Origin of the sequence: Petropleomorpha daqingensis, assembly GCF_013408985.1 — a bacterium.
GTDB classification, from domain to species: Bacteria; Actinomycetota; Actinomycetes; order Mycobacteriales; family Geodermatophilaceae; genus Petropleomorpha; species Petropleomorpha daqingensis.
The window spans coordinates 1,015,445-1,029,990 of sequence record NZ_JACBZT010000001.1 but is presented as its reverse complement, the minus strand read 5'-3'; the positions used below and the strand labels follow the sequence as shown (position 1 = coordinate 1,029,990).

Annotated in this window: 13 protein-coding genes; 11 read left to right on the top strand and 2 right to left on the bottom strand. The window is 72.7% G+C overall.

Annotated features, from left to right (window positions below; all coding sequences use genetic code 11):
* The first annotated feature begins 80 nt into the window (after nucleotides 1-80).
* A complete protein-coding gene (locus tag GGQ55_RS04965; RefSeq protein ID WP_179715394.1) occupies nucleotides 81-1,406 on the top strand; it encodes a hemolysin family protein in 1,326 nt (441 codons plus the stop codon).
* On the opposite strand, the gene galE is transcribed toward GGQ55_RS04965, so the two are convergent.
* On the bottom strand, nucleotides 1,403-2,350 hold the full coding sequence (gene galE / locus GGQ55_RS04960) for a UDP-glucose 4-epimerase GalE (RefSeq protein ID WP_179715393.1): 948 nt from the start codon (nucleotides 2,348-2,350) through the stop codon (nucleotides 1,403-1,405). The two genes, GGQ55_RS04965 and galE, sit on opposite strands and share 4 nt — an antisense overlap.
* 27 nt (nucleotides 2,351-2,377) lie before the next feature.
* Between galE and hisC the strand changes: the two genes are divergently transcribed.
* The 4 genes from hisC (at nucleotide 2,378) to GGQ55_RS04940 (ending at nucleotide 6,157) form a co-directional block, all read left to right on the top strand.
* On the top strand, nucleotides 2,378-3,490 hold the full coding sequence (gene hisC / locus GGQ55_RS04955; RefSeq protein WP_179715392.1) for a histidinol-phosphate transaminase: 1,113 nt from the start codon (nucleotides 2,378-2,380) through the stop codon (nucleotides 3,488-3,490).
* A 73-nt stretch (nucleotides 3,491-3,563) separates the two neighbouring features.
* Nucleotides 3,564-4,583 carry a tryptophan--tRNA ligase gene (gene trpS / locus GGQ55_RS04950; RefSeq protein WP_179715391.1) on the top strand — a complete coding sequence of 340 codons (1,020 nt, stop codon included), beginning with the start codon at nucleotides 3,564-3,566 and terminating at the stop codon, nucleotides 4,581-4,583.
* Entirely contained in the window at nucleotides 4,580-5,149 is a 570-nt protein-coding gene (locus GGQ55_RS04945) for a 2'-5' RNA ligase family protein (RefSeq protein ID WP_179715390.1), read from the top strand. Before trpS ends, GGQ55_RS04945 begins: the two co-directional genes overlap by 4 nt.
* 42 nt (nucleotides 5,150-5,191) lie before the next feature.
* Nucleotides 5,192-6,157, top strand: a complete 966-nt coding sequence (locus tag GGQ55_RS04940; protein ID WP_179715389.1) for a YihY/virulence factor BrkB family protein — start codon at nucleotides 5,192-5,194, stop codon at nucleotides 6,155-6,157.
* Here the strand turns inward: GGQ55_RS04940 and GGQ55_RS04935 are convergent.
* Nucleotides 6,114-7,361, bottom strand: a complete 1,248-nt coding sequence (locus tag GGQ55_RS04935) for a D-alanyl-D-alanine carboxypeptidase family protein (protein ID WP_366488761.1) — start codon at nucleotides 7,359-7,361, stop codon at nucleotides 6,114-6,116. The two genes, GGQ55_RS04940 and GGQ55_RS04935, sit on opposite strands and share 44 nt — an antisense overlap.
* A 263-nt stretch (nucleotides 7,362-7,624) precedes the next feature.
* Here GGQ55_RS04935 and GGQ55_RS04930 point away from each other — a divergent pair, with 263 nt between their 5' ends.
* The 6 genes from GGQ55_RS04930 (at nucleotide 7,625) to GGQ55_RS04905 (ending at nucleotide 14,524) form a co-directional block, all read left to right on the top strand.
* Nucleotides 7,625-8,683: a BMP family lipoprotein gene (locus tag GGQ55_RS04930; protein WP_179715388.1), complete on the top strand. Its 1,059-nt coding sequence runs from the start codon at nucleotides 7,625-7,627 to the stop codon at nucleotides 8,681-8,683.
* A 123-nt stretch (nucleotides 8,684-8,806) separates the two neighbouring features.
* Nucleotides 8,807-10,372 carry an ABC transporter ATP-binding protein gene (locus GGQ55_RS04925; RefSeq protein ID WP_179715387.1) on the top strand — a complete coding sequence of 522 codons (1,566 nt, stop codon included), beginning with the start codon at nucleotides 8,807-8,809 and terminating at the stop codon, nucleotides 10,370-10,372.
* Nucleotides 10,369-11,544 carry an ABC transporter permease gene (locus GGQ55_RS04920; protein ID WP_179715386.1) on the top strand — a complete coding sequence of 392 codons (1,176 nt, stop codon included), beginning with the start codon at nucleotides 10,369-10,371 and terminating at the stop codon, nucleotides 11,542-11,544. The genes GGQ55_RS04925 and GGQ55_RS04920 overlap by 4 nt, the downstream gene beginning before the upstream one ends.
* On the top strand, nucleotides 11,541-12,830 hold the full coding sequence (locus tag GGQ55_RS04915) for an ABC transporter permease (RefSeq protein ID WP_179715385.1): 1,290 nt from the start codon (nucleotides 11,541-11,543) through the stop codon (nucleotides 12,828-12,830). The genes GGQ55_RS04920 and GGQ55_RS04915 overlap by 4 nt, the downstream gene beginning before the upstream one ends.
* The gene (locus GGQ55_RS04910; protein ID WP_179715384.1) at nucleotides 12,831-13,247 is read left to right on the top strand and encodes a cytidine deaminase; all 417 of its coding nucleotides are present in this window, start codon (nucleotides 12,831-12,833) and stop codon (nucleotides 13,245-13,247) included.
* Nucleotides 13,244-14,524, top strand: coding sequence for a thymidine phosphorylase (locus GGQ55_RS04905; protein WP_179715383.1), 1,281 nt, complete (start codon nucleotides 13,244-13,246; stop codon nucleotides 14,522-14,524). The genes GGQ55_RS04910 and GGQ55_RS04905 overlap by 4 nt, the downstream gene beginning before the upstream one ends.
* The last annotated feature ends 22 nt before the right edge of the window (nucleotides 14,525-14,546 follow it).

Here is a 14,546-nt window from a genome sequence, read left to right as displayed (position 1 = left end):
GTGCCTCGGTGGGCATCGGCCCTCCGGGCGGGCAGCATGGAACGCGTCCGCAGCACCCGACCCCGAGGAGCACGCCGCCGGTGAGCGACGTCTGGCTCAACATCCTGATGGTCGTCGTCTTCGTCCTGATCGGAGGTTTCTTCTCCGGGACAGAGCTGGCGCTGATCTCGCTGCGCGAGTCACAGGTCCGGGCCCTCTCGGAGCAGGGCCGGCGCGGGGAAGCGCTGGGCAAGCTGCTCGCCGACCCCAACCGGTTCCTCGCCACCGTGCAGATCGGCGTCACCCTGGCCACCCTGTCGGCGTCGGCGTTCGGTGCCGAGACGCTCAACGAGCCGTTCTCCGAGGCGCTGGTGAGCTGGGGCGTCAGCCCCGGCCTGGCCGGCCCCCTGGCGTTCATCATCGTGACGGTGGCGGTCAGCTACCTGTCGCTCGTCCTCGGCGAGCTGACCCCGAAGCGGCTGGCCCTGCAGCGGGCCGAGGGTCTCGCGATGCTGGTCGCCCGCCCGCTCAACGGCCTGGCCTCCCTCACCCGGCCGATCGTCTGGGTGCTCTCGAAGTCCACCAACGCCCTCGTGCGGCTCTTCGGCGGCGACCCGAAGGTCGCCGGCGAGGCGATCAGCCAGGAGGAGCTGCGCGACCTCGTCGCCGCGCACGAGTCGCTCACCAGCGACGAGCGCAAGCTCATCGACGAGGTCTTCCGCGCCGGCGACCGCGAGGTCCGCGAGGTGATGACCCCCCGCACCGAGGTGACCTTCCTCGACGGGAGCATGACCGCCAGCCGCGCGGCCAAGCTGGTCGGCGACTCCACCTTCTCCCGGTTCCCCGTCGCCGGCCGCGACGAGGACGACGTCGTCGGCTTCGTGCACGTGCGCGACCTCTTCCTGCCCAACCACCCGGCCGGGCGGGCGGCGACGGTCGGCGACCTGGCCCGCGAGGTGAAGCAGCTGCCCGGCACCGCCGGCGTGCTCACCGCGCTGTCGGAGATGCGCCGGGAGAACCAGCACCTGGCGATCGTCGTCGACGAGTACGGCGGCACCGACGGCATCGTCACCCTCGAGGACCTCATCGAGGAGGTCATCGGGGAGATCTACGACGAGTACGACGCCGACGTCACCCCCGAGGACGGCGCGGCCCCCGACGGCCCCCGCGAGGTCGACGGGCTGCTCAACCTCGACGACTTCACCGAGGTCACCGGCCTGCGCCTGCCGGAGGGGCCCTACGAGACGGTGGCCGGCTACGTCCTCGCCGAGCTGGGCCGGCTGCCCGAGATCGGCGACACCGTCGAGGTCGAGGGCCGCACGCTCACCGTCCTCGAGCTCGACGGCCGGCGGATCGCCCGGCTCGCGGTCAGCCCACCCCCGCAGACCGAGGACGGCGCCGAGGTCGAGACCGGGGCGACCGCCTAGCTGATCAGCGACCAGGCGTCGCCGACGATGCCGGCCAGGTCGGTGTGCTTCGGCGCCCATCCCAGGTCGCCGCGGATCCGGTCGCTGGAGGCCACCAGCTGCGCCGGGTCGCCGGCCCGGCGCGGACCGACCTCGACCGGGATCGGGTGCCCCGTGACCTGGCGGACGGCGTCGACCACCTCCTGCACCGAGAAGCCGGTGCCGTTGCCGAGGTTGTAGATGCGGTGCTCGCCGGCCGCCGGGGCGGGCAGCGCCAGCAGGTGCGCGTCGGAGAGGTCCTCGACGTGGATGTAGTCGCGGATGCAGGTGCCGTCGGGCGTCGGGTAGTCCTCGCCGTAGACGGTCAGGTGCTCGCGCTTGCCGGCGGCGACCTGCAGCGCGATCGGGATGAGGTGGGTCTCGGTGGTGTGCCGCTCCCCGAGGCCGTACGCGGCACCGGCCACGTTGAAGTAGCGCAGGCTCACCGCGGCGAAGTCGTGCGCGACCGCGTAGGAGGTCAGCATCGCGTCGACGGCCAGCTTCGTCGCGCCGTAGGTGTTGGTGGGCCGGGTCGGGGCGTCCTCGCGGATCGGCACCTGCTCCGGCTCGCCGTAGGTGGCGGCGGTGGAGGAGAAGACGATCCGCCGGCAGTCGGCCGCGCGCATCGCCTCGAGCAGCGCGAGCGAGCCGCCGACGTTGACGTGCCAGTACTCCTCCGGCGTCTGCTGCGAGGCGCCGACCAGGCTCTTGGCCGCGAAGTGCAGCACCGCCTCCGGCCGGACCTCGGCCAGCACCGGGCCCGAGTCGTGCAGGGACGCCTGCACGAAGCGGGCTCCCGACGCGACGGCGTCGGCGTGCCCGGTCGAGAGGTCGTCGAGCACCGTGACCTCGTGGCCACCCTGGAGCAGAGCGGCCGTGACTACGCTGCCGATGTAGCCGGCGCCACCGGCGACGAGAACGCGCATGCGCCAACCCTAGGGAGGACGACGGTCGTGGTCAGCGCACGCCCCGCCGTGCAGGCGCTGCCTGCGTACAAACCGGGCCGCAATCCCGCCGACGTCGCTCGCGAGATCGGCGTCGAGCGCGCCGTCAAGCTGGCCAGCAACGAGGTGGCCTTCCCGCCGCTGCCGGCCGTCGTCCAGGCGCTGGCCACCGCCGCGGCGGAGACCAACCGCTACCCCGACAACGGCGCCGTCGTCCTCACCCGGGCGCTGGCCGAGCGCTACGACGTCGACCCGGCCCAGGTGGTGACCGGCTGCGGCGCGGTCATGCTCTGCCAGCAGCTGGCGCAGTCCTACAACGACCCCGGCACGAGCATCGCCTTCGCCTGGCGGTCGTTCGAGATGTACCCGCTGCTGGCGCAGGTCGCCGGCGCGCGCAGCATCCAGGTGCCGCTGGTGCCCGGGCGCCCGGGCGGCCCCGCCGACACCCACGACCTCGAGGCGCTGGCCGCGGCGGTCGACGACACGACCCGGCTGGTCTTCGTCTGCAACCCGAACAACCCCACCGGGACGGCGGTCCGCCGCCCCGAGCTCGTCCGGTTCCTCGACGCCGTCCCGGCGCAGACCCTCGTCGTCCTCGACGAGGCCTACCGCGAGTTCGTCACCGACCCCGACGTCCCCGACGGCCTCGAGCTGATGCGCGGCCGCCCGAACGTCGCGGTGCTGCGCACCTTCTCGAAGGCGTGGGGGCTGGCCGGGCTGCGCGTCGGCTACCTGATCGCCGAGGACCCGGCTGTCGCCGACGCCGTCCGCAAGACGCACGTGCCGTTCAGCGTGTCCATGCTGGCCCAGGCCGCCGCGGTCGCGGCCCTCGCCAGCGAGGACGAGGTGCGCCGCCGGTGCGCCGCCGTCACCGCCGAGCGCGAGCGGCTCACCGCCGCGCTGCGGGAGCGCGACCTCGACGTCGCCGACAGCCAGGCCAACTTCGTCTGGCTGCCCGTGGGGGAGCAGACCGCCGAGCTGGCCGGCGCGCTGGAGGCCCGCGCGGTCATCACCCGCCCGTTCGCCGGGGAGGGCATCCGGGTCACCGTCGGCACGCCGGAGGAGGACGACGTCTTCCTCACCGCCCTCGACGACGTGCGTTCCGGCGCACGGGTGGCCTGAGGCTCACCGGTATGGGATCCGGCACGACACGGTCGGGGGAGTCCGGACGGACAGCGCCGGAGGGGCTGGTTTGATGGATTCCGTGCCTCTTCCCCGCGTCCTGTCCGGCATCCAGCCGACGGCGGACTCCTTCCACCTCGGCAACTACCTGGGTGCGCTGCGGCAGTGGGTGAGCCTGCAGGAGTCGGCCGAGGCGTTCTACTGCGTCGTCGACCTGCACGCGATCACGCTGCCCCAGGACCCGGCGACGCTGCGCCGCAACACCCTCGTCTCCGCCGCCCAGCTGCTGGCCATCGGGGTCGACCCCGGCCGCAGCGCGCTGTTCGTGCAGAGCCACGTCCCGGAGCACGTGCAGCTGTCGTGGGTGCTGGAGTGCCTGACCGGGTTCGGCGAGGCCAGCCGGATGACGCAGTTCAAGGACAAGAGCCAGCGCGAGGGCACCGGCACGGCGTCGGTCGGGCTGTTCACCTACCCCGTGCTGCAGGCCGCCGACATCCTCGTCTACCAGGCCGACGAGGTGCCGGTCGGCGAGGACCAGCGCCAGCACCTCGAGCTCACCCGTGACCTCGCGGTCCGGTTCAACGGCCGCTTCGGGCAGACGTTCACCGTGCCGACCGCGCGCATCCCGCAGGGCGCGGCGAAGATCCTCGACCTGCAGTCCCCGGACAAGAAGATGAGCAAGAGCCTGCCCCCAGCCGGCTGCATCTTCCTGCTCGACGAGCCGGCGGTGACGGCGAAGAAGATCCGCTCGGCGGTCACCGACACCGGCCGCGAGGTCGTCTTCGACCCGGAGAACAAGGCCGGCGTCAGCAACCTGCTCGCCATCCACAGCGCCCTGTCCGGGCAGTCGATCGCCGACCTCGAGGCGCACTTCGCCGACAGCGGCTACGGCGACCTCAAGAAGGAGGTCGCCGAGGTGGTCACCGAGTCGCTGGCGCCGATCCGCCAGCGCACCCAGGAGCTGCTCGACGACCCCGCCGAGCTGGAGCGGGTGCTCGCCGCCGGCGCCGCCCGCGCCCGCGAGGTGGCCTCGCGCACGGTGGCCGAGGTCTACGACCGGGTCGGCTTCCTGGCGCCCGGGAGCCGCTCGTGAACGACGACACCTTCGTACCCCGCAGCCGCAAGCCGTCGGCGCAGACCACGGTGCTCGGCATTGTCGTCCCCGTCCCCGAGCCGTGGGCCCAGCTGCTCGTCGACTGGCGGGCCAAGGTGGGCGATCCGCAGGCCGGCGTCGTCCCGCCGCACGTGACGCTGCTGCCGCCGACGGAGGTGCCCGTCGCCGACCGGCTGACGATCAGCGCCCACCTGGCCCAGGTCGCCCGCTGCCACCCGCCGTTCGACATGCACCTGTCCGGCACCGGCACCTTCCGCCCGGTGTCCGACGTGGTGTTCGTCGCCGTCGCGCGGGGGATCGGCAACTGCGAGCTGATCGCCACCGACGTCCGCAGCGGCCCGCTCGCGCGCACGCTGTCCTTCCCGTACCACCCGCACGTGACCGTCGCGCACGACGTCGCGCCGGACATGCTCGAGCTGGCCTACAGCGGCCTGGCCGATCTCTCGGCGGAGTTCCGCGTCGAGGCCTTCACCGAGTTCGAGCAGACCGCCGACGGCACCTGGGCCGTGGCCCGCGAGTACGCGCTCACCGGCCCGCCGCATTGAGGTAGGCAGCGCCGGGACCACGCAGGCCGCAGACTCTGCCGGGTGACCACCCCGCCCGAGCGCCGCCGGTCCCTGTGGGCGCGGCTCTCGGGGATCCCGGCCGCGTTCGAGGCCCTCAAGGCCCGGCTGCGCGCGCGGTGGCCCTTCGTCGACCACCTGGCCCGCGCCGGTGGCCGCTACCGCCGCCGGCAGGGCGACCTCATGGCCGCGGGGGTCACCTACTTCGGGTTCCTCAGCCTGTTCCCGCTACTGCTCCTGGTGGGGTCGATCGCCGGGCTCGTGCTCTCCGGCAACTCGCTGCTCCAGCAGGAGCTGTACGACGCGATCCGCGAGGCGGTGCCCGGCAAGACCGGTGACTGGCTGGTCGAGCAGGTGCAGAACGCCATCTCCTCGGCCGGCGTGGTCGGGATCATCGGGCTCGTCGGCTTCCTCTACGCCGGGCTGCGGCTCATGGACCAGCTGCGGATCGGCATGGAGCGCATCTGGAAGGGCCGGGTCGACGACCCCGAGTTCCTCCGAGACAACCTGCAGGACGTCGTCGCGCTGTTCGCGCTCTTCGTCGCAGGCCTGCTCAGCCTGAGCCTGACCGTCCTGGTCACCCAGGCCACGACGCGCGTGCTGAGCTTCCTCGGCCTGGACGACGCCACGGGTGTCGGCGTGCTCACCCAGGTCCTCGCCATCGGGCTGGCCCTCGCCGGCGACACGCTGATCTTCCTGTGGCTGCTGCGCTTCGTGCCCTCGGTGAACCACCCCTTCCGGCTGCTGCTGCCGGGGGCGCTGTTCGGGGCGGCCGGGATCGAGGTGCTGAAGGTGTTCGGCGGGGTGTACCTGGCGCTGATCAGCCGGAGCGTCACGTCCGCGGCGTTCGGCGGCGCCGTCGGCATCCTCGTGTGGATCAACCTGGTCGCCCGGTTCAGCTTCTACACCGCGGCCTGGACGGCGTCGTCGACGGCGATCGAGGCGGCTAGCCAGGAGGCTTCGCGGACCGAGCCCGCCGACGCAGCGTGAGGACGACGCCGAGGACGGCGACCGCCAGCACCCCGGCGCCCGCGGCGAGCCAGCCCGGCGCGAGGTGCGCCGGCGCCGCCCTCGTCGGTGCCGGAGCGGCGGCGGCCGCCGCGCGGGACGTCGTCGCGGGGGACGGCGCGGCCGTCGTCGACGGCACCTCCCCCGGATCGACCAGCCGGCCGACCCCCCTCGTGCCGGCCGGCACGGAGAACCCCCAGTCGAGCAGCAGCGCGGCCTGCTGCGCCTCGTGCACCGGCCGCCGCTCGGTCTGCATGAGGCTGACCACGATCCGCCGGCCGTCCCGCTCGGCCTCGGTGACGAAGGTGTGCCGGGCGGCGTCGGTGAACCCGCTCTTCGCGCCGAGGTTGCCCGGGTAGCTGCCGAGCAGCGGGTCCTGGTTCTGGATCTGGTAGCCGGGCTTGTCGCCGACCGCGGGCATGTCGGCGGTCGACGTCATCAGCACCGCCGCCGTCGTGGGGTCGGTGGTGAGCTGCCGGAAGATCAGCGCCAGGTCGTACGGGGACGACGACTGCCCGGCCACGTCCAGCCCCGAGGGCGTGCCGACGACGGTGTCGAACGCGCCGAGCCGGTCGGCGGTCTGCTGCATCTCCGCCACGGTCTGCGGCACCCCGCCGTTGGTCCGCGCGAGGGCGTTGGCCGCGTCGTTGCCCGACTGCAGCATCAGCGCCCGGTACAGCAGGGCGACCGGGTACGAGCCGCCGTTGACGATGCCGACCCGGCTGCCCTCGATGTTCTCGTCCTCGGTCGTGCCGACGACGACGGTGTCCGGCGACAGCCGCGGCGCCAGGGTGAGCAGCAGCAGCGTCTTGAGCGTGCTGGCCGGGTAGTAGCGACCGTGCGGGTCGCGGGCGCCGAGCACCGCGCCGGTGCCCGCGTCGGCGACCAGCCAGCCGGCGGCCCCCACGCCGGCGGGCAGCGGCGGCGCCCCGTCGGCGACCACGAGCCCGCGGGTGTCCAGCTCGTCGCCGCCCACCGTGGTGCCGTCGGGCGCGGAGCCCTCCGGCGGCGGGCCGGCCGGGGGAGAGGTGGGCGTCGGCGCCGCGAGGTCCGCCGTCGGCCGCGGGGACGGCGTCGCGCTCGGTGCCGCGAGGGCCGACGGCGCGGCCGCCAGGAGGAGGGCCGCCGTCGTGACCACCGCGAGGACGCCGGCGCGCATCCAAGCGGTCGGCGCGGGGCGGAACACTCCCGCACGCTAACGCGCGCGCAAGGATCTGCGTTGCGCGCCAGGTCGGAGCCGAAAATCCTCAACGCTTAACGATCGGGTCACGCTCCTGCGCGAGCCTTCTGGCAGACCCCTGCACGCGGCTAGCGTTCCCCTCCGACGTGTCGCCCCGGGCTGGTCGCAACCGGTCCGGCGGTGGCGCGGGACCCCGATGTTCGGGGCACGCTCCGCCCGACGGCGGCGCGCGCCCTCCCAGAGAGGAGATCGTCTTGCGCCGAGCGCGGATGACGAAGGCAGCCGTGCTGCTGCTGGCCGGCAGCATGGCCCTGGCCGCCTGTGCCAGTGACGAGAAGAACAACAGCAGCGGCAGCGGGAGCAGCGGCAGCAGCGGCGGCGACCTGAAGGTCGGCATCGCCTACGACACCGGTGGCCGCGGCGACAAGTCGTTCAACGACTCCGCCTTCGCCGGCGTCGAGAAGGCGACCAAGGACAACGGCGGCAAGTACACCGAGCTCTCGCCGAACTCCGACGCCTCCAACCGGGCCGACCTGCTGACCCAGCTCGCCGACCAGGGCTACAACCCGGTCATCGCCGTCGGCTTCGCCTACGGCGACGTCATCGGCGACGTGGCCAAGCAGTACCCGGACACGCAGTTCGCGATCGTCGACTCCAGCGCCCTGGACGCCGACGGCAAGCCGCTCGGTGCCAGCAACATCACCGGCCTGCAGTTCGCCGCCAACGAGGGCTCGTTCCTCGGTGGCGTGGCCGCGGCGCTGAAGACCACGACCAACCACATCGGCTTCGTCGGCGGCGTCCAGACCCCGCTGATCCAGGCCTTCGAGGCCGGTTACGTGGCCGGTGCCAAGGCCGCCAAGCCCGACATCACCGTCGACGTCGAGTACATCTCGCCCGCCGGTGACTTCTCCGGCTTCAACGACCCGGCCAAGGGCCAGATCGTCGCCCAGGGCATGTACGACAAGGGTGCCGACATCGTCTACGCGGCGGCCGGCGGCTCCGGCATCGGCGTCTTCCAGGCGGCCAAGGCCTCCAACGCCCGTGCGATCGGCGTCGACTCCGACCAGTACCAGACGGTCGGCGACCCGACGCTGCAGCCGGTGATCATGACCTCGGTGCTCAAGCGGGTCGACAACGCCGTGGACGCGTACATCAACGACTTCGTCGACGGCAAGATCAAGGGCGGGTCGGACATCGTCAACGACCTGAAGACGGACGGCGTCGGCCTGGCCACCTCCGGTGGCTTCATCGACGACATCCAGGCGCAGATCAAGGAGTACGCCGACAAGATCAAGTCCGGCGAGATCACGGTGCCGACCACTCCGTGACCTCCCCGGTCGCCTGACGGAGGCTGGGAGCGCAGCATTCCTGCGCTCCCAGCCTCCGTTCACGTGCGGCGCGTGCGGCAGAGTGGGTCCCGCACCGGCGGGTGAGGAACGAGGAGAGGGCAGATGGCCACGACAGACGCCCCGCAGGGTGAGCCCTACGCCGTCGAGCTGCGGGGCATCACCAAGCGCTTCCCCGGCGTGGTCGCCAACCGCGACATCGACCTGCGGGTCCGCCGCGGCGAGGTGCACGCCATCGTCGGCGAGAACGGCGCCGGCAAGTCGACGCTGATGAAGACGCTCTACGGCGAGCACCGCCCCGACGAGGGCGAGATCCTGGTCGACGGCCGGACGGTGAGCTTCAAGAACCCGTCCGACGCCATTGCGGCCGGCATCGGCATGGTGCACCAGCACTTCATGCTGGCCGACAACTTCACGGTCCTGGAGAACGTGATCCTGGGCAGCGAGCCGAACCGCGGCGTGGGGCTCGACCGGGCCGAGGCCAGACGCCGGATCACCGAGATCTCCGACCGCTACAACCTGGGCCTGCAGCCCGACACGCTGCTCGAGGACCTCGGCGTCGGTGACCGCCAGCGGGTCGAGATCGCCAAGGTCCTCTACCGCGACGCCCGCATCCTGATCCTCGACGAGCCGACCGCGGTGCTCGTGCCGCAGGAGGTCGACGAGCTGTTCGGCAACCTCGCCGAGCTCAAGCGGGAGGGGCTCACGGTCATCTTCATCTCGCACAAGCTCGACGAGGTCCGCAAGGTCGCCGACTCCATCACCGTCATCCGCCGCGGGACCACCGTCGGCGAGGCCGACCCGAAGACGACGACCACCAAGCAGCTGGCCGAGATGATGGTCGGCAGCGAGCTGCCCTCCCCGGAGACCAGGACGTCGACGGTCCGCGAGACGCCGGTGCTCGAGCTGCGCGACGTGACCACCCTCAACGCCGACGGGCGCGCGGTCGTCGACAGGGTCGACCTCACGGTGCGCGAGGGCGAGGTCGTGGGCATCGCCGGCGTCGAGGGCAACGGCCAGGCCGAGCTCGTCGACGCGATCATGGGGCTGCGGGCGCTGTCCACCGGCACGGTGCTGCTGGCGCAGGACGGCGGACTGACCGACATCACCGCGTGGGGCACCCGCGCCCGTCGCGAGGGTGGGCTCGGCTTCATCCCGGAGGACCGGCACCGGCAGGGGATGCTGCTCGAGGCCACGCTCTGGGAGAACCGGGTCCTCGGCCACCAGACACGCCCGCCGGCGGCGCGCGGCGTCTTCATCGACCGCAAGGCGGCGCGCGCCGACACCGCCCGGATCATGCAGGAGTACGACGTCCGGGGGCCCGGCCCCGACACCATGGCCGCGGCGCTCTCGGGCGGCAACCAGCAGAAGCTGATCGTCGGCCGCGAGATGAGCTCCGAACCGCGGCTGCTCATCGCCGCCCACCCGACCCGAGGCGTGGACGTCGGCGCGCAGGCGGCGATCTGGAACCTGCTCAAGGAGGCCCGTGCCAGAGGCATGGGCATCCTGCTGATCTCCGCGGACCTCGACGAGCTCATCGGCCTGTCCGACACGCTGCAGGTCATGCTGCGCGGCCGGCTGGTCGCCACCCTCGACCCCGGATCGGTCACCCCCGAGGAGCTCGGCGGGTACATGACCGGGGCCACGACCGCCGCGGCAGGTGCGGCATGAGCGTCCTCCGCAGGATCGGGTCGACGCTGTTCGCGCCGGTCCTCGCCGTCGTCGTCGCGCTCGTCATCACCTCGGTCGTGATGGCCGTGCTGGGGGTCAACCCGTTCCAGGTCTTCACGGTGATGCTGAACTTCGGCGAGACCCCGACCCAGCAGGTCACCCAGATCGTCGTCGTCCTCAACCGCGCGATCCCGCTGTTCCTGTCCGGTCTGGCCGTGGCCATCGCGTTCCGGATGGGGCTGTTCAACATCGGCGTCGAGGGCCAGTACCGGCTCGGCACGATCGTCGCGGCCGCCGTCGGCGCGGCGGTGGCGCTGCCGGGGCCGCTGCACGTCCTGCTGATCATCGTCGTCGCGATGATCGTCTCCAGCGCCTGGGCGGCCATCGTCGCCGTCCTCAAGATCACCCGTGGGGTGAGCGAGGTCATCAGCTCGATCATGCTGAACTTCGTCGCCCTGGGACTGGCGTCCTACCTGCTCACCGGGCCGTTCCTGGGGAGCGCGCCGGGCGCCTCGATCATCAGCACCAAGGAGATCCCCGAGTCGGGCTGGATGCCCTCGCTCAACAAGATCTTCGACGTCCTCGGGCTGGCCAACCCGCCGCGGCAGCTCTACGGCTTCCTGATCATCGCGATCCTGGTCGGCGTCGGGGTGGCGATCCTCCTGGGTCGCACCCGGTTCGGCTTCGACCTCAAGGCGAGCGGGCTCTCGCCGTCGGCGGCGAGCGCGAGCGGGGTCAACGCCCGCAGCATGGTGCTCAAGACGATGCTGCTCTCGGGCGCCGTGGCCGGCCTGATCGGGCTGCCGGACCTGCTGGGCAACACGCACCAGTACACGACGGACTTCACCGCCGGGCTGGGCTTCCTCGGCATCGCCGTCGCGCTGCTCGGCCGCAACAACCCGGTCGGCATCGCGTTCGCGGCGCTGCTGTTCGCCTTCCTCGACCGCTCGCTGGTGCCACTGCAGATCGCCGGCCTCCCGTCCTCGGTGGTCACGATCATCCAGGGCACGATCGTGCTGGCCGTCGTCGTCGCCAACGAGCTCGCCCGACGGCTGGCCCGGCGCACCGCGCAGCGCGGCGGGGCCCAGCCGGCCGCGCCGGCGACCGGCGACGGCAGCACGCCGCTCGCCCGCGAGACCAGCACCGACGAGCCGCAGGGGGCCGAGGCATGAGCACCGTGACGACTCCTCCCGCCACCAGCGGGGCGCCCCGCAGCCGCGGACCGGTCGCCGAGCTGTTCCTCGGCGGCGGGCGGGCCCGCCGGATCACGTGGCTGATCGTCCTCGGCATCGTCGTGCTGTCCGCCGTCCGGGCCATCAGCGGCCAGGAGGCGCTGACGTCGTCCTCGACGATGGCGGCCGCGCTGCTGCTCGCCGTCCCGATCGGCCTGGCCGGTCTCGGCGGCCTGTACTCCGAGCGCTCCGGCGTGGTCAACATCGGCCTCGAGGGCATGATGATCCTCGGCACCTGGGGCGCCGGCTGGGCCGGCTACCAGTGGGGCTGGGGCGCGGCGATCGTCGGCGGTGTCCTGTTCGGCATGCTCGGCGGCCTGCTGCACGCGGTGGTCACCGTGACCTTCGGGGTCGACCACGTCGTGTCCGGTGTCGCGATCAACATCCTCGCCGCCGGTCTGGCCCGGTTCCTCTCCGAGCTCCTCTACACCGACAACCCGCGCGGCGGTGGCGTCACCCAGTCGCCGGCGCTGGAAGGCCGGCCGCCGACGGTCAGCCTGCCGGTGCTCTCGTCGGGCCCCGATCTGCTCGGGAACCTGGAGAGCAAGCACTGGTTCCTGATCAGCGACGTCGCCGGCGTGGCCCGCGGCGTGACCAACCAGATCAGCCTGCTGACCATCGTCGCGGTGCTGCTGATCCCGGCCACGTACCTGCTGCTGTGGCGGACGTCGTTCGGGCTGCGGCTGCGCTCCTGCGGTGAGAACCCGACCGCGGCCGACAGCCTGGGCGTGGCGGTGTACCGCTACAAGTACATCGGCGTCCTCATCTCGGGCGCGCTCGCCGGCCTCGGTGGCGTCGTCCTGGTGTTCATCGCCGGCATCTACCGCGAGAACCAGACCAACGGCCGCGGCTACATCGGTCTGGCCGCGCTGATCTTCGGCAACTGGCGGCCCGGCGGGCTGGCCCTCGGCGCCGGGCTGTTCGGCTTCTCCGACGGCCTGCAGCTGCGCAGTCGCTCGGCGGTGGTCGCGCTGTTCCTGCTGGTCGCGGTGATCCTGTTCGCCATCGCCGGATGGCAGGCGACCAAGCGCAAGTTCGTGCAGGGCGGCCTGGCCGCGGTGTTCGGTGGTCTGGCGCTGTGGCTGTGGTTCACCGTCGACGTCCTGCCCCCGGGCATCGTGTCGTTCACCCCGCACGTGACGACGCTGCTGGTGCTGTCGCTGGCGTCGCAACGACTGCGGCCGCCCAAGGCCGACGGCCTGGTCTACCGACGAGGAGAGCACTAGGTGGTTGCCCCCGACTGGGACGCGCTCCGGGCGGCAGCCCGCGAGGCGATGACGCACGCCTACGCGCCCTACTCGAAGTTCCCCGTTGGCGTCGCCGGGCTGGTGGACGACGGCCGCGTCGTCACCGGCTGCAACGTCGAGAACGCCTCGTACGGCCTTGGCCTGTGCGCCGAGTGCGGGATGGTCAGCGACCTGGCCCGTACCGGCGGCGGCCGGCTGGTCGCGGTCGCGTGCGTGGGCGGGGACGGGCAGCCGCTCATGCCGTGCGGCCGCTGCCGGCAGCTGCTCTGGGAGCACGGCGGCGCGGACATGCTCATCGAGACGGTCTCGCTCGGGATCGTGCCGATGCGCGAGGTGCTGCCCGACGCGTTCGGTCCCGACGACCTGGTCGCGGCCGGGGTGATCGAGAAGTCATGAGCTTCGACGCGATCGACGTCCTCCGGGCCAAGCGCGACGGCGCGACGCTCTCAGCGGAGCAGATCCGCTGGATCATCGGCGCCTACACCTCGGGGGCGGTGCCGGACGAGCAGATGAGCGCGCTGCTCATGGCCGTGTTCTTCCGCGGCCTTTCGCCCGAGGAGCTCGCCGTCTGGACGCAGGCGATGATCGACTCCGGCGAGCGCAAGGACCTCTCCTCGCTCGGCCGGCCGACCGCCGACAAGCACTCCACCGGCGGCGTCGGCGACAAGATCACCCTGCCGCTGGCCCCGCTCGTGGCCGCCTGCGGGGTGGCCGTGCCGCAGCTGTCCGGCCGCGGGCTCGGGCACACCGGCGGCACGCTGGACAAGCTCGAGTCGATCCCCGGCTGGCGGGCCGACGTCCACGAGGAGGCCTACCTGGCGCAGCTGCGCGAGGTGGGCGCGGTGATCTGCGCCGCCGGCAACGACCTGGCCCCGGCGGACAAGAAGCTCTACGCGCTGCGCGACGTCACCGCGACCGTCGAGTCGATCCCGCTGATCGCCAGCTCGATCATGAGCAAGAAGATCGCCGAGGGCGCCGACGCGCTGGTCCTGGACGTGAAGACCGGCTCGGGGGCGTTCATGAAGGAGCCCGACCTCTCGCGCGAGCTCGCCCGCACGATGGTCGGGCTGGGCGAGGCGGCCGGGGTGCGCACCGTGGCCCTGGTGACGGCGATGGACCGGCCGCTGGGCCGCGCCGCCGGCAACGCGGTCGAGGTGGCCGAGTCGGTCGAGGTGCTGGCCGGCGGCGGTCCGGACGACGTCGTCGAGCTCACCCTGGCGCTGGCCCGGGAGATGCTCGCCGGGGCCGGGCGGACCGACGTCGACCCCGCCGAGGCGCTGCGCGACGGCCGGGCCATGGACGTGTGGCGGCGGATGATCGCCGCGCAGGGCGGCGACCCGGACGCGCCGCTGCCGCAGCCGGCCGAGAAGCACGTGGTCAACGCCCCGGCGACCGGCACGCTGACGAAGCTGGACGCCTTCGCGCTCGGCGTCGCCGCCTGGCGGCTGGGCGCCGGCCGGGCCCGCAAGGAGGACCCGGTGTCCGCGGCTGCCGGCGTCACCTGGACGGCGGGGGTCGGCGAGCAGGTCACCGCCGGGCAGCCGCTGCTCGAGCTGCACACCGACGACCCGGCGCGCATCGAGCGGGCGCTGGCGGCGCTCGGGGGGGCGATCGGCGTCGACACCGACGACGCGCCGCTGCCGCTGCTGATCGACCGCATCCAGGGGACATAGGTCACAGGAGCACACTCAGCGC